Source organism: Acinetobacter sp. KB005, from assembly GCF_049949095.1.
In the GTDB taxonomy this organism is placed as follows: Bacteria; Pseudomonadota; Gammaproteobacteria; order Pseudomonadales; family Moraxellaceae; genus Acinetobacter; species Acinetobacter calcoaceticus.
Map to the genome: position 1 here is coordinate 2,420,018 of NZ_CP188191.1, position 17,476 is coordinate 2,437,493.

20 protein-coding genes and 1 pseudogene are annotated in these 17,476 nt (G+C 42.0%); 16 read left to right on the forward strand and 5 right to left on the reverse strand.

Translation table 11 applies throughout. The features are described 5' to 3' along the window. Positions 1-70: 70 nt before the first annotated feature. From yghU to ACPF64_RS11630, 3 genes are all read right to left on the reverse strand, one after another. Positions 71-919: a glutathione-dependent disulfide-bond oxidoreductase gene (gene yghU, locus ACPF64_RS11620; RefSeq protein WP_426453387.1), complete on the reverse strand. Its 849-nt coding sequence runs from the start codon at positions 917-919 to the stop codon at positions 71-73. Between the two features lie 33 nt (positions 920-952). Next, a complete protein-coding gene (yfcF, locus tag ACPF64_RS11625; RefSeq protein ID WP_426453389.1) occupies positions 953-1,579 on the reverse strand; it encodes a glutathione transferase in 627 nt (208 codons plus the stop codon). 118 nt (positions 1,580-1,697) lie between these two features. Further along, a complete protein-coding gene (locus ACPF64_RS11630; RefSeq protein ID WP_426453391.1) occupies positions 1,698-2,603 on the reverse strand; it encodes a LysR family transcriptional regulator in 906 nt (301 codons plus the stop codon). A gap of 110 nt (positions 2,604-2,713) precedes the next feature. On the opposite strand from ACPF64_RS11630, the gene ACPF64_RS11635 reads away from it, so the two are divergent. Both ACPF64_RS11635 and ACPF64_RS11640 read left to right on the forward strand, forming a co-directional pair. Then, positions 2,714-3,145 carry a CidA/LrgA family protein gene (locus ACPF64_RS11635; protein ID WP_426453393.1) on the forward strand — a complete coding sequence of 144 codons (432 nt, stop codon included), beginning with the start codon at positions 2,714-2,716 and terminating at the stop codon, positions 3,143-3,145. Positions 3,146-3,156: 11 nt separating this feature from the next. Then, on the forward strand, positions 3,157-3,846 hold the full coding sequence (locus tag ACPF64_RS11640; RefSeq protein ID WP_426453395.1) for an LrgB family protein: 690 nt from the start codon (positions 3,157-3,159) through the stop codon (positions 3,844-3,846). Positions 3,847-3,853: 7 nt separating this feature from the next. Here ACPF64_RS11640 and ACPF64_RS11645 read toward each other — a convergent pair whose 3' ends face one another. Beyond that, complete coding sequence (locus tag ACPF64_RS11645) at positions 3,854-5,347, reverse strand: PLP-dependent aminotransferase family protein (protein ID WP_426453397.1); 1,494 nt, start codon at positions 5,345-5,347, stop codon at positions 3,854-3,856. Positions 5,348-5,462: 115 nt separating this feature from the next. Between ACPF64_RS11645 and ACPF64_RS11650 the strand changes: the two genes are divergently transcribed. The 5 genes and pseudogenes from ACPF64_RS11650 to ACPF64_RS11670 form a co-directional block, all read left to right on the forward strand. After that, positions 5,463-6,098: an FMN-binding negative transcriptional regulator gene (locus tag ACPF64_RS11650; RefSeq protein WP_198078714.1), complete on the forward strand. Its 636-nt coding sequence runs from the start codon at positions 5,463-5,465 to the stop codon at positions 6,096-6,098. A 42-nt stretch (positions 6,099-6,140) separates the two neighbouring features. Continuing rightward, the gene (locus ACPF64_RS11655) at positions 6,141-6,740 is read left to right on the forward strand and encodes a GNAT family N-acetyltransferase (RefSeq protein ID WP_426453399.1); all 600 of its coding nucleotides are present in this window, start codon (positions 6,141-6,143) and stop codon (positions 6,738-6,740) included. Between the two features lie 142 nt (positions 6,741-6,882). Continuing rightward, entirely contained in the window at positions 6,883-7,698 is an 816-nt protein-coding gene (locus ACPF64_RS11660; RefSeq protein WP_426453401.1) for an AraC family transcriptional regulator, read from the forward strand. An 80-nt stretch (positions 7,699-7,778) separates the two neighbouring features. Then, on the forward strand, positions 7,779-8,399 hold the full coding sequence (locus tag ACPF64_RS11665) for a LysE family translocator (RefSeq protein WP_426453403.1): 621 nt from the start codon (positions 7,779-7,781) through the stop codon (positions 8,397-8,399). A gap of 33 nt (positions 8,400-8,432) precedes the next feature. Beyond that, positions 8,433-8,543: pseudogene (locus tag ACPF64_RS11670) on the forward strand (GNAT family N-acetyltransferase); the annotation flags it as partial. 7 nt (positions 8,544-8,550) lie between these two features. Here ACPF64_RS11670 and ACPF64_RS11675 read toward each other — a convergent pair. Continuing rightward, positions 8,551-9,738, reverse strand: coding sequence for an MFS transporter (locus ACPF64_RS11675; RefSeq protein WP_426453405.1), 1,188 nt, complete (start codon positions 9,736-9,738; stop codon positions 8,551-8,553). 408 nt (positions 9,739-10,146) lie between these two features. On the opposite strand from ACPF64_RS11675, the gene mdcA reads away from it, so the two are divergent. From mdcA to madM, 9 genes are read left to right on the forward strand one after another with little or no spacing between them, the layout of a single operon-like run. After that, positions 10,147-11,826: a malonate decarboxylase subunit alpha gene (mdcA, locus tag ACPF64_RS11680; protein ID WP_151798950.1), complete on the forward strand. Its 1,680-nt coding sequence runs from the start codon at positions 10,147-10,149 to the stop codon at positions 11,824-11,826. Then, complete coding sequence (locus tag ACPF64_RS11685; RefSeq protein ID WP_426453408.1) at positions 11,826-12,710, forward strand: triphosphoribosyl-dephospho-CoA synthase; 885 nt, start codon at positions 11,826-11,828, stop codon at positions 12,708-12,710. Before mdcA ends, ACPF64_RS11685 begins: the two co-directional genes overlap by 1 nt. Before the next feature lie 2 nt (positions 12,711-12,712). Further along, a complete protein-coding gene (locus ACPF64_RS11690; RefSeq protein WP_272353902.1) occupies positions 12,713-13,012 on the forward strand; it encodes a malonate decarboxylase subunit delta in 300 nt (99 codons plus the stop codon). Further along, positions 13,005-13,856 (forward strand): biotin-independent malonate decarboxylase subunit beta, encoded by an 852-nt coding sequence (locus ACPF64_RS11695; RefSeq protein WP_426453410.1) that lies wholly within the window; start codon positions 13,005-13,007, stop codon positions 13,854-13,856. Before ACPF64_RS11690 ends, ACPF64_RS11695 begins: the two co-directional genes overlap by 8 nt. Beyond that, positions 13,853-14,680 (forward strand): biotin-independent malonate decarboxylase subunit gamma, encoded by an 828-nt coding sequence (gene mdcE, locus ACPF64_RS11700; RefSeq protein ID WP_426453412.1) that lies wholly within the window; start codon positions 13,853-13,855, stop codon positions 14,678-14,680. The genes ACPF64_RS11695 and mdcE overlap by 4 nt, the downstream gene beginning before the upstream one ends. After that, positions 14,671-15,279 (forward strand): malonate decarboxylase holo-ACP synthase, encoded by a 609-nt coding sequence (locus ACPF64_RS11705; RefSeq protein ID WP_426453414.1) that lies wholly within the window; start codon positions 14,671-14,673, stop codon positions 15,277-15,279. Before mdcE ends, ACPF64_RS11705 begins: the two co-directional genes overlap by 10 nt. A 12-nt stretch (positions 15,280-15,291) precedes the next feature. Beyond that, positions 15,292-16,230: a malonate decarboxylase subunit epsilon gene (mdcH, locus tag ACPF64_RS11710; RefSeq protein ID WP_426453416.1), complete on the forward strand. Its 939-nt coding sequence runs from the start codon at positions 15,292-15,294 to the stop codon at positions 16,228-16,230. A gap of 48 nt (positions 16,231-16,278) precedes the next feature. Continuing rightward, entirely contained in the window at positions 16,279-16,695 is a 417-nt protein-coding gene (madL, locus tag ACPF64_RS11715; protein ID WP_017390471.1) for a malonate transporter subunit MadL, read from the forward strand. Beyond that, entirely contained in the window at positions 16,688-17,455 is a 768-nt protein-coding gene (madM, locus tag ACPF64_RS11720) for a malonate transporter subunit MadM (RefSeq protein WP_004642493.1), read from the forward strand. Before madL ends, madM begins: the two co-directional genes overlap by 8 nt. Positions 17,456-17,476 lie beyond the last annotated feature (21 nt).

Consider the following 17,476-nt stretch of genomic DNA (forward strand, 5'->3'; position numbering starts at 1 on the left):
AATTTTTAATATTGAAGACTAATAAAACCCACTGTTTAAGCAAAAGTGGGTTTTATTGTAAAAATAACGATTAAAGTTTATCTTGCGTTTTAGTCTCGAAATCACTGGCGTCATGACGTTCATGTAACTGTGTTTCTAAATCACCAAAAGTACGATTAACCATCCGTCCACGTTGAACAGCAGGGCGTGCCAAAATCGCATCTGCCCAGCGTTTTACGTGTTTATATTCATCAACACTTAAAAACTCCGCGCCGTTATAGACCCAGTTTTTAACAAGTCCACCATACCAAGGGAATGCGGCAATGTCGGCGATGGTATATTCAGAACCAGCTAAATATTCATGCTTTGCTAAATGCTGATCTAACACATCAAGCAAGCGTTTTGTTTCCATAGCAAAGCGGTTAACCGCATATTCAATTTTAACGGGCGCATAGGCATAAAAATGTCCAAAACCACCACCTAAATATGGCGCGCTGCCCATTTGCCAGAATAACCAATTGAGACATTCAGTACGCGCAGCAATATCGGTCGGAATGAAAGCTTTAAACTTTTCAGCTAAATAAAGCAAAATTGAGCCAGACTCGAAAACTCTTAATGGTGGATTTTGGCTATGGTCAACCAATGCTGGAATTTTAGAGTTAGGGTTAACTTCTACAAAGCCACTGCCAAATTGCTGGCCTTCACCAATTTTAATGAGCCAAGCATCATATTCAGCATCTTGATGACCTAATGCTAAAAGCTCTTCAAGCAAAATAGTGACTTTCTGACCATTAGGTGTTGCTAAAGAATAGAGTTGGAGCGGGTGTTTTCCGACAGGGAGTGTGTGTTCGTATCGAGCGCCTGAAGTAGGCTGGTTTAAATCGGTTTTTTCTCCAGTCCATTGCCAAACTTGTGGAGGAATATAGTTTGAATCACTCATTTTTTTATCTCATGTTTGGTTGAAATATAGGATTTAGTTATGTCGCAAGGCAAGCCATTTTTGAACGCTCGGGCGTTGCCATTGTTGCAGTGCATAATTTTTTAGTCGTTCTGGTACAGCATCACCATTTTGGATGAGGCGTTGTAACATCAGTGCGAGTTCAGCATCCACAATGCTCCATGAATCAAACAGAAATTCGGCATCAGGCGCTAGAAGTTTTTCTGCAACAAAGAAAAGTTTCTCAGCCGCTTTTTGGCCTTCGTCGGAAAGCGGAGTGGAGTTGGGTTGAATAAAAATGACTTCAGTTGGGCGTTCAGTTCTTAATGCCACCAAGTCTGATCTGAGCCATGCTTGAAGTTGTCTTGCTCTTGCCCGAGCCTGAATATCTGTTGGATAAATTGGTGTGTTTGAATAGAGTTCTTCTAGATATTCTAAAATGGCAGAAGATTCTGATAAGGCAAAATCATTATGCTCAAGTACAGGGACTTTGGCTGTTAATGACTTTTCTAGATAAGATTTCTCAAACTGGTCTTGTTGGCCTAAGTTGATGGTCGCTATTTCAAATGGAATTTGTTTTTCATGTAGCCCGACAAAAACTGTAAATGCGTAGGGGCTTAGAAATTGTGAATCTGTGTACAGCTTAAAATGTTCATTATTCATTGTTATTGTCCATGTCATAAAACGGATGGCATCTAGTCTAAGTGAGCTGTTCCAAGATTGGGTAGCTTTTTTGTGGAAAAGCTTTATCGATTTCTGAATTAAGCAATTTCATTGTTCATTAGGGTTTAATGTGCTGAAAATGCTGACGAACAATGCTCAGCCACGCTTGTACCGCTGGTGAGACAGGAAGATTTTTTTTCCAAGCCATGACTAAGTGCCATTGAATATTTGGTTTTTCAAGCGGTACTGCTGCAAATAAAGTAGGGTCGAGCATATCGGTATAGTATTGAGGGAGAAGCGCAATTCCCATACGTTGTAAAACCATATCTGCCAAGAGGTGCCATTGACTGGTACGACAAGCGATAGAGGGATAAAACCCATGCTGTTTACAGGCATCGAGAATAATACTATTTAAAGAGAAGTTTTCTGGAAACATTAAAAACGACTGATGTTGTAGCTCTTCTAGATTTATTTTTTTGCGTGTTGCCCAAGTCGCATCGCGACGTAAAAGAACCATTAAAGGGTAATTGCATAATTCAATGCTATTAAAAATTTGTTCATCAAAGGGCTGTAATAAAACGCCAACGTCTAGTTCGTTGTTGAGCAATGCTTGTTCAATGCCGCGTGAGCCCACTTCCATAAAAGCCAATTCAATATCTGGCCACTGTTGGTGATAATCAAACAGAGCAGTTGTTAGGAGCTGCGAACCTAAAGGCGGTACGCCAAGTTTTAAAGTACCTGTTTTTAATTGTTGGTAATTTTCAATTTCAAGAAAGATGTTTTGTTCTGCCTGAAGAAGTTCAATCGCATGCTGATAAATACGTTCTCCAATTTCAGTTAATTCAATTTGTCTTTTACGGCCGTGATCAGGTTTAACTAGAAGTTGTACCTGAAGCTGCTCTTCAAGCTGTTGTAAGATTTTACTAATCGTCGGTTGAGTCAAATACAACTCTTCAGCGGTACGGGTAAAGCTTTTTGTTTTTACCAAGGTAACGAAACACTGTAATGATTTTAAAGAGAGCATAACGAAGACTAGATTATTCCATTTTTGAATAATATTAACATGAATAATTCATATTTAGCGGTTTTAATCAAGATAGCATAATGGTGTAGTTAACCATTTAATTTCGTAAAATGAGTACTGAATCTGCTTCTGGAACACCCTCACGACCTTCACTTTTATCTTTAGTTAAACAAATTCTAATTTTGGCTGGATTTTGGTGGGTGGGATATCTTTTACATCAAAAACTTGGCGTACCTGTTTCGGCAGGCATTTTAGGTATGTTTTTATTGCTTTTATGCCTGTTCTTTAAAATTATCAAAATAGATCAGGTGGCAATGGGAGCAACCGTTGTTTTAGGTGAGCTGTTACTGTTTTTTGTGCCTGTTGTGGTTGCCGTAGTTCAGTATAAAACCTTGTTTATGACTGAAGGTTGGCAAATTGTTTTGAGCATTGCAGTTGGGACTATTTCAGTCATGCTCAGTACGTGTTTGACCATTCATTATTACAATCGTTTGAAGGCTTATTTACAGGCTCGAAAACGTCTTCAACATAGGCATATCTAAGAGAAAATGACATGAATATTTGGTCAATTCTTTGCCTCATCTGGACTTTGGTAGCTTATGTCGTGGCAAAGAAAATCTATCAAAAGCATCCAAAACTTTGGTTGTCTCCCGCGATTAGTGTGCCTGTACTCACCATCATTTTGATGACGATTTTTGGAATTTCATATCAAACTTATGCTGAAGATACGCAGTGGATTGTTAATTTATTAGGTCCAGCTACGGTCGCTTTTGCTGTACCGATTTATCGTTATCGGGAAACAATCCGTAAAAATCTCAGTGTTTTATCGATTGCGATTATTGTGGGAATGAGTGTGGGTGTGATGTCTGCCTATGAAATGGCACAGTGGTTCCATTTTAGTCCTGAAGTCACCAGTAGTTTGATGGCACGTTCGATTTCAACACCATTTGCCATGATTTTAGCTGAAGATATTCATGGTTCGGCGGCTTTGGTTTCATTATTCACCGTCATTACCGGTTTGGTTGGAATGATTTGTGGCGATGCAATTTTAGCGATTACTAAAATTCGTTCTAATGTGGCAAATGGAGCCGCCTTTGGGAACGCAGCCCATGGTTTTGGTACAGTCCGAGCTCAGCAGCGCAATAGTGAAGAGGGCGTAATCGCAAGTTTAACTATGGTCATTGCAGGTATCTTAATGGTGCTGATTGGCCCGTTTGCCATTCATCTATGGTTGCTGTTGTAGGTTTTGTCTACGTTGGCTTGTCATGTTGTTGAATGATTTTTGATAGTTTTTTTATGGCTTGTTCCATAAGTTCGGGCTCAAAGTCACCCAAGCCAACAATTAAACCCGAACGTTGCTGTTCTTTTGAAAATGTCGGTGAAATTGCTTTAATGGCAATGCCTGCATTGACTGCTGTGCTTGCGACTTCAACGTCATTAATATGTTGAGCAAGCCATAACACCATATGCATGCCTTGATCGCCCGGTTGTAACCAAGCCAGCTCTTGAGGTATGTATTTTTCAATCAAACCAATAATGTGTTCTCGAACTTCTGAGTAAACATTCCGAATACGTCGAATATGCCGCTCCAAATAGCCTTCTTGAATAAAAGCAGCCAAAACATGTTGGTCGGCAGTAGGCGGGTGTCTATCTATTAATACCCTCAGTCCACAAAAAGGTGCCACCAGTTCCTTAGGTAACACTGCATAGCCAAGTCTAAGTGACGGAAATAATACTTTGCTGAAAGTACCGAGATAAATCACTTGGTCGGGTGCCATACCTTGTAAAGATGGAAAGGGTTGACCGTTATAACGGAGTTCACTGTCATAGTCATCTTCAATGATCCATGCATTTTGCTGCTTTGCCCAAGCCAATAATGCAGTACGTCTTGCCAAGCTCATAGGCATGCCAAGTGGATATTGATGAGAAGGGGTTACAAAAGCTGCGCGGGCATTCGGAGACAGTTTAATTCCAGCTTCAACCTGAATACCTTCTTCATCAACCGCAACACGGACCATACCAATGTTTTGTACAGCATGCTCAAAAATGGCCGTGGTCCCACGATAAGCTGGATCTTCAATCCAGACCTCATCTTTGGCTTCAAATAAAATCTGGCTGCAAATATAAAGCGCTTGTTGAATGCCGGGCGTAATCACGATTTGTTTAGGCTCACAGTGTACAGAGCGTGAGCGACGCACGTAGTCTGCTATAGCAACTCTGAGTGATAATACACCTTGAGGCTCGCCATATCCCGAAGGTGCACCTGCGCCTCGCGATCTAAATTTATTACCAAACTTACGCCAAATATCACTCGGTTGAGTGCGACCAATGGGTACAGATACAGCAAATGGAACATGGGGAAGTGGTTTAAATTCCTTCAGCACTTGGGCATAAGAAAGAGCAGATTTGGTCAAAGGTATTGAACTTGGTTTAATCGATTCTTTTTGAATATGTTGCGGCGTAGGTGTTTTAACCAACGCATGAGATACATAAGTTCCAGTTCTTGCTTGAGAATCAAAAACACCTTCAGCTAAAAGCTGGTCGTAAGCTTCAATGATGGTTCCGCGAGCGACCTCAAGGGTTTGAGCCAGTTCACGGGAAGATGGTAAAGGGTCTCCTGGCTGCAAATCGCCACTTTGTACAGCTTCACGTAAAGCTTGGGTCAGTTGAGCACTAATCTTTCCTTGGCTTTTATCAATCTTTGCAATAGACGGAAGTTCAACAACTTTTGCCATTCTTGCCATAATTCTGGTCTACTTAAAAAAATACAAAGTGGTTCTTTTTAATAAACCACATAAACCAGAAAATTTACAACACAAAATATAAATAACCCTGATATTTACAACGAGGTTCTTAGCCATGTATATCCCTGATGATTTTGCAGAAAACCGTTTGGACGTATTGCATTCTCTTATTTTGGAGCATCCGTTTGGTGTGCTTTTTAGTCATGGAAGCAATGGTTTAGATGCAAATCATCTCCCTTTTGAGTTACAGACAAATGAAGGTAACTTAGGGGTGTTGCATGCGCATGTATCTAGAATTAATCCTGTCTGGCAGGACGTTAAAAATGGAGATGAGGTACTCGTCGTGTTTCAGGCGGGTGATGCTTATATTTCTCCAAACTGGTATCCATCCAAACATGAACAGCACAAACAAGTGCCAACATGGAACTATAGAGTTGTACATGCTTACGGTAAAGTGACGATCCGAGATGATGAGCGTTATGTTCGAGGTGTTGTGGCTCGTTTAACCCGTACACATGAAGCATCTCAACCTGAACCATGGAAAATGTCTGATGCACCAAAAGATTATCTAGAACCCATGCTAAAAGCTATTGTCGGTATAGAAATTGAAATTACCAAGCTTCAAGGAAAATCAAAACTTGGGCAAAACAAAGATCGTCGAGATATTTTAGGTGCGGCAGATGGTCTAGCGAAATCTGGTCATAAAACTATAGCGGATGCTATGTACAGTGTGGCTGAGTTAAACAAATAGTTTTGAAAATATAAAATTTTAGTATTCATTAAGGAGAAAAACATGTCTTGGACTACACCTGTTGAGTTGGTAGGCGAACACGTTATTTTAAAGCCGCTAGATGTAACTCAAGCTGAATCTCTCGCAGAAGCAGTTTGCGATGGTGAGCTCTACAATCTTTGGTATACCCGTGTTCCAAGACCTGAACAGATGACTGCTGAAATTGAAAGACGTCTTGGTTTGCAACAATCTGGAAGCATGTTGCCATTTTATATTGAAGACCGAAAAACAGGGCAAGCGGTGGGTATGACGACCTTAATGCATATTGAAGCTGCACATCGCCGTGCAGAGATTGGTTCGACTTGGTATCGTAAATCTGCACAGCGCACGCCTGTGAACACTGAGTGTAAAAAACTATTGTTGGCTCATGCATTTGAGTCTTTAGACTGCATTGCGGTTGAGTTGCGGACATCTTCTTTAAATGTGCAGAGCCAAGCTGCAATTGTACGTTTAGGTGCAAAGCTCGATGGCGTACTCAGGAGCCATCAAATTGTAAAAGATAATATTTTGCGGGACACCCATGTTTATAGCATTTTAAAACATGAATGGCCTGCGGTTCGTCAAAACTTGGAATGGTTACTATGTAAGCCAAGAGTAAAATGATTTAACAATTCATTTCTTCTAAAAGTATCCTCTCTACCTGAGAGAGGATTGCTGAATGAGATGAATCATGCAAAATTAATGCTTTGATCACAATTTCTACGGCTCTTGAAAAAGCATTAGAATAAATAACTATTATTACAGGATGAGTCCATTGTCTAGACCAGTCCATCAGGTTGATCCACTGTGTTCCCAAATTGTTGGAACTGAGGCTCTATCATTATTGACCGAGCATAGTTTTCCACGTCACTCACATGATCATCTCGGTATTGGAATCATCACCAGCGGTGCACAACGTTCATGGAGTTTGGTTGGTCATGTTGAGGCAGGACAGGGTGATGTCATTATTGTAAACCCTGGTGAAATTCATGATGGTATACCGCTTGATGGTCCTCGTGCGTGGCAAATGGTTTATATTCAGCCAGAAATATTAAAACAAGAATTGGCTGCTGAAGGGCGTAGTGCTGATGCCTTATTGCAGCCTTTGGTACGTGATAGGCTTTTAGGTCAGTGCTTATTGCGATTATTTAATGAAATGTCATTGCCCGTTGCTGAAAATACAGCATTGGAAGAAATGTTTTTATTTAGCTTGATGCATGTAAGTCGTTATCACATGCTATCTGAACGTTATCAACACGCCCGTTGTTCTTCTGCTCAACGTGCCAAAGAATATCTTGATGATATGTCGGAGCACGCGGTTACACTCGGTGAGTTGGCTAGTTTATGTGATCTGAGCCGGTTTCAGTTATTGCGAAGCTTTTCTCGTGAGATCGGTATTACACCACATGCCTATTTACTACAACGACGAGTATGCCATGCACGCCGTTATCTGTTAGAGGGAGATACTCTAATTGAAGCAGCCTTGCGAGCAGGTTTTGCTGATCAAAGCCATATGACAAGAGCGTTTGTCCGCCAGTTAGGCATTACTCCGAGTCGTTATCAAAAAGCTATTTTATCTTAGAAAAACTTCTGCAATTTTGTTCAAGACCACTATTTTGTATCTCTGTAATACTTAGCCAAAATCCATGTTTGGAGTGACTTATGCAGATTAGTATCGAATTTTTAGTTACATCACTTATTGTGGTTATCTCGCCGGGTTCAGGCGCAATTTATACCATTGCCACAGGTTTAACCCGAGGGGGAAAAGCCAGTCTGTTTGCGGCGGTGGGTTGTACTCTTGGTATTATTCCACACATGGTGCTGGCGATTGCCGGTCTTGCTTTAGTGTTTGTCACTAGTCCATATCTATTTACTATTTTAAAATTTCTAGGAGTTTCCTATTTATTGTATATGGCTTGGTCATCACTTAAGGAGAAGGGAACATTTCATTTTGAACAAGAAAATAAAGAACATTCAGCCTTCGAAATTATAAATTATGCTGTATTTATAAATTTATTTAACCCCAAATTACCATTGTTTTTCTTGGCCTTTTTACCTCAGTTTGTTAGAACTGATACGACAACACCTACATGGGATATGTTGCTATTGGGTGCAATCTTTATGTTCATTACGCTAGTGGTTTTTATGTTTTATGGCACTTTTGCGGCAATGATGCGTCAACATGTAGTAGGCAAACCTGTTGTATTAAAGTGGCTTAGGCGCAGTTTTGCTTTAGGTTTTGTTGGATTGGGTATGAAATTATTATTTAGTTCTAAATCATGAATGAAAAGGTAAGGTTCTAAGGGCAATTAATTTCAAATTGTAAAAGATGATATTTTGCGGGACACCCATGTTTATAGCATTTTAAAACATGAATGGCCTGCGGTTCGTCAAAACTTGGAATGGTTGTTAAGCAAACCGCGTTAGAAATCATTTAAACAAGCTGCTTTTCTCTTTTAGGGCTGAGCCAGAAAAGAGAAATTGCTGCAATGACTAACCACGGTATTAAAGCCATATTCATTACTTTCCAGCCAACTAAGTCGAGTAACGCACCTGCGCTAAAAGAACAGATTAAGCCGACAATAAAAACAGTCATGTCGTTAATGGCTTGGGCCTTGGCTTTTTCAACTGACATATACGTTCCTGTTAGTAAAGAAGTACTGCCAATAAATAAAAAGTTCCATCCCACGCCTAATAAAATTAGAGATATAGCAAAAGATTCGAACTGAATACCAGAGAGGGCAAAACCAATGTAGCAAGCAAATAACACAAGACCTGCAAACATGATTTTAAGCACACCAAATCGGGCGATTAAATTTCCAGTAAAGAATGAAGGCAGGAACATACCGAGTACATGCAGTTGAATGACTGTCGTAATCGATCCAAGTTCATGATGTGAGTGTCGCATGGCGATCGGTGTGGCAGTCATACCTAAAATCATGATGCCATAGCCTGTTACCGCCCCAAACAAAGCAACTAAATAGGTAGGTTTAAATACAATCTCTTGCCATGGTCGACCAGCAGTAAAGTTAGATTTTTGTTCAACTGTCGGAGCAATATTTAAGCTGGATAAAATACCCATTGCCACGAGCGAGATGATGCTGATAATTAAAAATGAACCGATATATTCTAAATGTTGGAATAAAGGACCACCAAAACGTGCCAAAGTTGGACCAATGAGTGCAGCAACAATACCACCTGCCATAACCCAAGAAATAGCACGTGAACGAAACGCGTCATTTGCAACTTCACTGGCAGCAAAACGATAAAACTGAGCAAAAGATTGATATGCTCCAACACATAGCGTGCCTAATGCAAGAAGCAGTAGTGAGCTATAAAAGATGCCAATTGAGGCAATAATGCCGCCAAGCACGCCTAAAGAAGCGCCGAATAAAAAACCGTTACGTCGTCCTACATGCGCCATGAGCATTGAGGCAGGAAACATCATTAAAGCCGTACCCAAAAACATAGATGCAATGGGTAAAGTTGCAAGCGTAGGAGTATTTGCAATATTAGCCCCAGCCAAACCACCAATGGTCATGACGATCACTGATATGGTTTGAAAAAGTGACTGGGAGCTCGCCAAAATTAGAACTTGGCGATGCATGGTATTCTGAAGCATAAAGAGCCTTTAATTATAAGTATTAATCGATGAGTCTGGATGTTTTCGGTTTTTATATAGGAAAGTATCAACAGTCCAGTTTGAAAATGTTGAGGCGTTTTTGGCAGCAGGTATATGTATATTTCTTTAGCATAAACTATTTTTTATCAAGTAATTGCAGCTGAATAATTAGACTTAATATTCTATCATCTGATAGTTTGATACAAAACAGTTGAAGCACCAGTTTTTATAAATAAGCAAGTTTATAGCGGACGTTTGGTGCGTTGATTCTCTCAAATTCCTTTTTAACCACCTTACAATAAATCATTAACCTGAGGTTAATGACTGCTGATGTAGGTTGATTGATCAAAATTCCATAAAGCGCTTTTATAGATTCAGAACAAAACTGCGATCTATATAGGTAAGCACATGGAAGGATCAGTTCAAAATAAAGAACGGTTATGGACAAAGCGGCGTCATGCCAAACAACTAAAACTGGAGATGGCAAGCCAATATACCGACGGAGTTGTCATTCCAACTCAAGATATTATTAAAGTCTTAGAAACCTTGATTACACCGGGTGACAGAGTCGTACTCGAAGGAAACAACCAAAAGCAAGCAGATTTCTTATCTCGATCTTTGGCACAAACCAATCCAGATGTTTTGCATGATTTACATATGATCATGCCAAGCGTTGGACGCTCAGAGCATCTGGATCTGTTTGAAAAAGGTATCGCACGCAAGCTCGATTTCTCGTTTGCTGGTCCGCAAAGTTTGCGTATTAGCCAGTTGATTGAAGATGGATTATTAGAAATTGGTGCTATCCATACCTATATTGAATTGTATTCACGCCTTGTAGTCGATCTTATTCCAAATGTGGTGCTTTCAGCCGGTTTTATGGCAGACCGCCAAGGCAATATCTATACAGGCCCAAGTACTGAAGATTCTCCTGCACTTATTGAACCGGCGGCTTTTAGTGATGGTATTGTGATTGTTCAGGTTAATGAATTGGTCGATGACGTAACTGATTTACCACGTGTCGATATTCCTGCTTCTTGGGTTGATTTTGTGGTTGTGGCAGACCAGCCTTTTTATATTGAGCCTTTATTTACTCGCGACCCGAAACATATCAAACCTGTTCATGTGCTTATGGCCATGATGGCAATTCGCGGAATTTATGAAAAGCATAATGTGCAATCGTTAAATCATGGGATTGGTTTTAACACTGCGGCAATTGAACTGATTTTACCGACCTATGGTGAGTCTTTAGGTTTAAAAGGAAAAATTTGCCGAAACTGGACTCTTAACCCACATCCAACCTTAATTCCTGCCATTGAGACAGGTTGGGTTGAAAGCGTGCATTGTTTTGGTACCGAACTCGGTATGGAAAAATATGTTGCGGCACGTCCCGATGTCTTCTTTACAGGTCGCGATGGCGCCTTACGTTCTAACCGCATGATGTGTCAGCTTGCAGGTCAGTACGCCGTTGATCTATTTATTGGTGCAACCTTGCAAGTTGATGGCATGGGGCATTCTTCGACTGTCACCAAGGGTCGTTTAGCGGGTTTTGGTGGTGCACCAAACATGGGGCATGACCCACGCGGACGCCGCCATGATACGCCAGCATGGTTAGATATGCGTTTGCAAGGTGCTAATGAAACAGAAACCTATTTGGCCCGCGGTAAAAAACTAGTTGTGCAAATGGTGGAAACCTTTCAAGAAGGTGGTAAGCCGACTTTTGTGGAACGTCTTGATGCGATTGATGTTGCAAAAACGGCAGGTCTGCCTTTAGCACCGATCATGATTTATGGCGATGATGTCACCCATTTACTCACCGAAGAAGGCATTGCTTATTTATATAAAGCAAGTAGCCAAGAAGAGCGTCAAGCCATGATTGCCGCAGTGGCAGGGGTAACCAGTATTGGTTTAAGCCAAGACCCTAAAACAACAGCACGTCTAAGACGTGAAGGTTTAGTGGTATTCCCTGAAGATTTAGGCATTCGCCGTACCGATGCTACACGTGAACTTTTAGCTGCAAAAAATATTGCCGACTTGGTGACATGGTCAGATGGTTTATATCAACCACCTGCAAAATTCAGGAGTTGGTAATGATGGCTCAAATTCAATATCAAACACTCAGCCATAGTCAGCTTTTAGCAGACATGGCGGTCGAGGCTTTAATTGATGAAGTGAATCTGACACCAAAGCCCGCCTTGGTCGACCGTCGTGGCAGTGGCGCACATGATGATCTGACTTTGGAATTAATGGAGCGTTCTGCGAAAAGTCTAGGCCCAATGTTTGATGCGATGGCGCAAGCGGCAATCCAGCACAGAACAGTGTGTCAGGCCTTGCGTGAAGACATTGGTGAAATTGGTCGCCAAGGTGAAAAGGTCATGATGTTGGCAACAGATGGGGTTAATACACACCGCGGTGCAATTTGGGCCTTGGGTTTAATGGTCACGGCAGCAGCATTGGCACGCACAAATCAACAATATTTATCGGCTGTTGAGTTGTGTCAGCTGGCAGGTCAGATTGCCCAGCTAGAAGATCGGTTTATTCCCAAACAGGCTTTGAGTCATGGTCAGCAAGTACAGAAAAAAATAGCTGTCTTAGGTGCAAAAGAGCAGGCACAACAAGGCTTCCCAACTATTGTGAATTTTGGTTTAAAGCAGCTTTATCAAAGTCGCAGTAAACCCATGAAAGAAGAGTTTGCTCGCTTAGATGCTTTGCTTGCCATCATGACTGATTTGACAGATACCTGTGTGCTCTATCGCTCTGGAACTCACGGCCTAAAGCGTATGCAACAAGGTGCTCAGCAAGTGCTCGATTTGGGCGGTAGTTCAAGCCTTGAAGGCCGACGTGCTTTGCATTTGTTAGAGATTGACCTACTTAGGATGAAGGCATCCGCTGGCGGAGCAGCAGATTTGTTGGCAGCAACATTGTTTATAGATCGTGTTGAGCAGTCATCTTCAAAAAACAAAGAGGGATTTTGATTATGGAAACACTTCATTTTGAGTTTTTGGCGACAGAGCCACCTGTAAAAAAGGCATTAGTTGGATGTGTCGGCTCTGGCGATTTAGAAATTTTGATGGAACCCGGTGAAAAAGGAAAAACCTCTATTCAGGTAGTGACTTCGGTAGATGGCAGTGCAGCACGTTGGCACAATCTTTTTGAACGAATTTTTACTGCTCAAATACCGCCAGCGGTCAATATTGATATTCATGACTTTGGTGCAACTCCTGGCGTTGTTCGCTTACGTCTAGAACAAGCATTGGAGGAGATTGCGCATGACTGATATCCAAAGTTTATTAAATAAACAAGATTTTATTGAACTGAGTGCAAGAGAACGTGCCAAAGCATTATTAGATGAAGAGACTTTTCGCGAGTTACTCGATCCATTTGCACGCGTCATGTCGCCTTGGTTGCTTAAGCAAAATATTGTGCCGCAAGCAGATGATGGCGTGGTGATTGCAAAAGGAACTATTGAAGAACGCCCAGTGGTTTTAATTTCAATTGAAGGGTTATTTCAAGGTGGAAGTTTAGGCGAGGTGGGTGGAGCTAAAATTGCAGGTGCCTTAGAACTTGCGGTTGAAGATAATCTGAAAGGCATTCCAACAGCTGCAATTTTACTGTTGGAAACGGGTGGCGTTCGCTTACAAGAAGCAAATTTAGGTTTGGCTGCAATTGCTGAAATTCAGGCTGCAATTGTGAACTTACGGCAGTATCAACCCGTGATTGCTGTGGTTGCAGGCAGTGTAGGGTGCTTTGGTGGCATGTCGATTGCTGCTGGACTATGTAGCTATATTGTAATGACACAAGAAGGACGTTTAGGCTTAAATGGCCCGCAAGTGATTGAACAAGAAGCTGGTGTACAAGAATATAACGCCAAAGATCGTCCATTTATTTGGAGCATAACTGGAGGAAATCAGCGTTTTGCCAGTGGCTTAGCAGATGCCTATGTTGACGATGATCGCCAGAAAGTTCGCCAACAAGTGATCGACTATTTAGCCCAAGGCGTACCCAATCAGCATCGTAGTTCAAATTACTCATTCTATTTAGCGCAGTTACAACACGTTGATACTACCGAGCAGATTACTCCAGCACAGGTTCAGACTTTGTATCAAGGAGAACAAGTATGAATATCGCAGTTGATACATTAAAAGCATCTACGCGAGGTGCACACTGGTTTAAAGCACTCACGCAGGGTTTTAAGACAGTGGACGGTTTTCCAGCTTCTGTTTGGGTGGCTGATGGTCAGATTGATCTGCAAGCAGTACGCGTGATTGCCGTTGTTCAAGACAGCAATAATTTGTTCCCGCGAGCGAGACAAGGTGAAGTTGGCCTTTTGGAAGGTTGGAGCTTGGCAAAAGCGGTTGATGAGGTGATTCAAGCTGATGCGCATGCCGAGACTAAACGCGGCATTTTATGTTTGGTTGATGTACCTAGTCAGGCCTATGGTCGCCGTGAAGAATTATTGGGTATTCATCAAGCTTTAGCGGGTGCAGTAGACAGCTACGCTAGAGCTAGATTAGCAGGTCATCCTATTGTCAGTTTATTGGTTGGTAAGTCGATGTCAGGTGCTTTCTTAGCGCATGGTTACCAAGCCAATCGTATTATTGCCTTAAAAGATTCTGGTGTTATGGTGCATGCGATGGGTAAAGAATCTGCTGCACGCGTTACCCAACGGTCGGTTGATGAGTTAGAACAATTAGCTGCAAGCATTCCTCCAATGGCTTATGACATCGAGAGCTATGCCACGCTTGGTTTGTTGTCGGAACTTTTATCGGTTGAAAATCCTGAACAACCAACAAATGATGATCTGTTGTTAGTGAAGCAAGCAATTGCTCAAGCATTTAAAGAAATTAATGCTGATCAATCTAGAGGACTGGAACAAAGACTTCACGGCGAAAACCGTCAGATGTCTAAAAAGGTTCGTGAATTATTGCGTGAGCAATGGTCATGAAACTTGATCTCGAAGCCCATGATTTGCTGTGGGGCATGACAGCCGACTGCTTGGCTGATGGTGCTCCGCTTTGGGTGAAAGAGGTGTTACATCGCGGCGATCCTGTTGTGGTTCGGCGGGCAATCACTCCCGTAGATCAGGTTGCTGTGGGTGTAAGAGGACAATTCCGTCATCAACGATATGCCACGCAAATGCCAAGATCTGCTATTAGCAGACAACTTAAGCCAGAAGCACTGACTCACTTTAATACACAGCAGTTTGAGCATTTGGCAGAACGTTTGCAGAGTATTTCTAACATCATGAAAAGTTTTTCAGGATGTTGGGGCTATACAGGAAGTTTTGGGTTTGAGTTGGCAACTGGTATTGAAACAGTCACCCAACAAAGTGACATAGATTTGTTGATTCGAGCTGAACAGCCTTTTGCCAAAAAGCAAGCAGTCGAGCTACTCGAAAATTTTCAGCAAGCGGGGCTGAATGTGGATATACAGCTACAACTGCCACAGGGTGGTCTGGCGTTAAAAGAATGGGCTAGGAATAGCGGAAAAGTTCTATTAAAACGTGCAGATGGTGCGGTCTTAGTAGAAAACCCATGGAATTAGGGAATAGATATCATGGCTTCGATTTGGGTATATCCGGGACAAGGTGTGCAACGAAGCAATATGTTGCACGACTTACCTCAAAGCGCTCTGGTTAAAGAATACCTTGAGCGTGCATCGGATGCACTCAAGGAAGATGTCTTGATGCTAGACAGTTCGGCTGCATTGCAATCGACGCGAGCCGTACAACTTTGTTTGCTCATTTCAGGCGTGGTGAGTTCAGCATTATTAGCTGCTGAAAACTTAAAACCTGATTATGTCGCGGGTCTATCGATTGGCGCATGGTCGGCAGCGGTTGTGGCAGGGGTTTTAGCCTATGAAGATGCCATTCGCTTGGTTGCCTATCGAGGGGAACTCATGCAAACCGCCTACCCAATTGGATATGGCATGACTGCGCTAATTGGTACAGACCGTACAGCTGTCGAAACATGGGTCAAACAAATTTATCAAATAACGCCAGCGGTGTATGTCGCCAATATTAATGCACATAACCAAATCGTTATTTCAGGAAGTTTTGAAGCCATGAACCAAGTTGCTGTTTTGGCAAAGCAACAAGGCGTGGTGGCAAAAAAATTAGATGTATCGGTGCCATCGCACTGTGAATTATTAAGTCAGCAAGCAAAGCAACTTGCAGCGTCTATGGAGGGAGTGACTTTAAAGCAGCCTAAAATACGTTATTTAAGTGGTACAACGGCTCGTACGCTTAGCAGACCAGAACAGATTGGTGATGACTTAGCTTTTAATATGAGTCGAACTGTAGATTGGGAAAGTACCATCCAAGCTGCATGGGAGCGAGGTGTGAGGTTGCAGATCGAAGCGTTGCCGGGAACGGTGCTTACTACACTTGCACGTCGAACATTTAAAGAAGGAACCGTGTTGTCTTTTCAAGGAACACGCATAGACAGCATTCAGATGGCAATGCAAAAAGAACAGGACAATAGTTTTTCTTTTTGAATCTGATTTTACAAAAGCATAAATGATCCAAGGATATGAGGGATTGTCATGATTATATATGGAGTTGGTTTACTCGCACTTTGCACCTTGGTGGGTGTGATTGTCGGTGATCTGTTGGGCATTTTATTGGGCGTAAAGTCTAACGTTGGTGGCGTGGGTATCGCCATGATTTTACTCATTTGCATACGGTTATGGATGGAAAAACGTGGTGTTATGACAGTTGAAACCGAAAAAGGCGTTTCATTCTGGGGCACCATGTATATCCCTGTTGTTGTTGCTATGGCAGCACAACAAAATGTCGTTTCAGCTTTATCTAGTGGACATATGGCACTCTTTGCCGCTGTGGTTTCAGTTATCGTTTGTACGCTCACGATTGCGGGTTTAAGTCGTTATAACAAAGCAACCCCTTTACCGAAGGAAGAAGACACCACATTAAACCGCATTGGAGGCAAAGTTCATGGTTGATCTATTATTAAAAGACTTAACCCATTTAGGTTTAATTACAGCTTTCGCCTTAATCGCTTTAATTATGTGGTTGTCGACCAAGTTATCTAAATATTTAACCAATGGACGAGTGCATGCTTCAGCAATTGCGATTGTGATTGGCTTAATCTTGGCGTGGTTTGGCGGAAAAATGACGGGTGGTGAAAAAGGCATAACTGATCTTGCACTCTTTACCGGTGTAGGGCTCATGGGCGGTGCAATGCTACGTGACTTTACAATTGTAGCAACGGCATTTGAGGTACAAGCCACTGAAGCGAAAAAAGCTGGGTTTATTGGCGCATTCTCTTTATTCCTTGGAACTATTCTGCCATTTATTGTTGGTTGTATGTTTGCTTGGATTTTTGGTTATCGAGATGCCGTGAGTATTACCACAATCGGTGCAGGTGCTGTGACTTATATTGTGGGACCAGTTACAGGCGCTGCAATTGGAGCAAGTTCAGAAGTAATGGCATTGTCGATTGCAACAGGTTTAGTTAAAGCAATTTGTGTGATGGTCTCAACACCGCTCACTGCTAAATTTATGGGACTCGATAATCCACGCTCTGCCATGATTTTTGGTGGCTTGGCTGGAACTGTCAGTGGTGTATCAGCAGGCTTGGCCGCGACAGATCGCCGTTTAGTACCTTATGGTGCACTGACAGCAACGTTCCATACGGGACTTGGCTGTTTAATGGGACCAACAGTTTTATTCTTTGCGGTTAAGGCATTGGTAGGTGGCTAAGCGTCCACGGCTTAAATAAAA

What these genes read in the sequence shown, in the direction of transcription:
- yghU (WP_426453387.1), bottom strand. Translation starts at nt 919, where the DNA reads ATGAGTGATTCAAACTATATTCCTCCACAAGTTTGGCAATGGACTGGA.
- yfcF (WP_426453389.1), bottom strand. Translation starts at nt 1,579, where the DNA reads ATGAATAATGAACATTTTAAGCTGTACACAGATTCACAATTTCTAAGC.
- ACPF64_RS11630 (WP_426453391.1), bottom strand. Translation starts at nt 2,603, where the DNA reads ATGCTCTCTTTAAAATCATTACAGTGTTTCGTTACCTTGGTAAAAACA.
- ACPF64_RS11635 (WP_426453393.1), top strand. Translation starts at nt 2,714, where the DNA reads ATGAGTACTGAATCTGCTTCTGGAACACCCTCACGACCTTCACTTTTA.
- ACPF64_RS11640 (WP_426453395.1), top strand. Translation starts at nt 3,157, where the DNA reads ATGAATATTTGGTCAATTCTTTGCCTCATCTGGACTTTGGTAGCTTAT.
- ACPF64_RS11645 (WP_426453397.1), bottom strand. Translation starts at nt 5,347, where the DNA reads ATGGCAAGAATGGCAAAAGTTGTTGAACTTCCGTCTATTGCAAAGATT.
- ACPF64_RS11650 (WP_198078714.1), top strand. Translation starts at nt 5,463, where the DNA reads ATGTATATCCCTGATGATTTTGCAGAAAACCGTTTGGACGTATTGCAT.
- ACPF64_RS11655 (WP_426453399.1), top strand. Translation starts at nt 6,141, where the DNA reads ATGTCTTGGACTACACCTGTTGAGTTGGTAGGCGAACACGTTATTTTA.
- ACPF64_RS11660 (WP_426453401.1), top strand. Translation starts at nt 6,883, where the DNA reads ATGAGTCCATTGTCTAGACCAGTCCATCAGGTTGATCCACTGTGTTCC.
- ACPF64_RS11665 (WP_426453403.1), top strand. Translation starts at nt 7,779, where the DNA reads ATGCAGATTAGTATCGAATTTTTAGTTACATCACTTATTGTGGTTATC.
- ACPF64_RS11675 (WP_426453405.1), bottom strand. Translation starts at nt 9,738, where the DNA reads ATGCTTCAGAATACCATGCATCGCCAAGTTCTAATTTTGGCGAGCTCC.
- mdcA (WP_151798950.1), top strand. Translation starts at nt 10,147, where the DNA reads ATGGAAGGATCAGTTCAAAATAAAGAACGGTTATGGACAAAGCGGCGT.
- ACPF64_RS11685 (WP_426453408.1), top strand. Translation starts at nt 11,826, where the DNA reads ATGATGGCTCAAATTCAATATCAAACACTCAGCCATAGTCAGCTTTTA.
- ACPF64_RS11690 (WP_272353902.1), top strand. Translation starts at nt 12,713, where the DNA reads ATGGAAACACTTCATTTTGAGTTTTTGGCGACAGAGCCACCTGTAAAA.
- ACPF64_RS11695 (WP_426453410.1), top strand. Translation starts at nt 13,005, where the DNA reads ATGACTGATATCCAAAGTTTATTAAATAAACAAGATTTTATTGAACTG.
- mdcE (WP_426453412.1), top strand. Translation starts at nt 13,853, where the DNA reads ATGAATATCGCAGTTGATACATTAAAAGCATCTACGCGAGGTGCACAC.
- ACPF64_RS11705 (WP_426453414.1), top strand. Translation starts at nt 14,671, where the DNA reads ATGGTCATGAAACTTGATCTCGAAGCCCATGATTTGCTGTGGGGCATG.
- mdcH (WP_426453416.1), top strand. Translation starts at nt 15,292, where the DNA reads ATGGCTTCGATTTGGGTATATCCGGGACAAGGTGTGCAACGAAGCAAT.
- madL (WP_017390471.1), top strand. Translation starts at nt 16,279, where the DNA reads ATGATTATATATGGAGTTGGTTTACTCGCACTTTGCACCTTGGTGGGT.
- madM (WP_004642493.1), top strand. Translation starts at nt 16,688, where the DNA reads ATGGTTGATCTATTATTAAAAGACTTAACCCATTTAGGTTTAATTACA.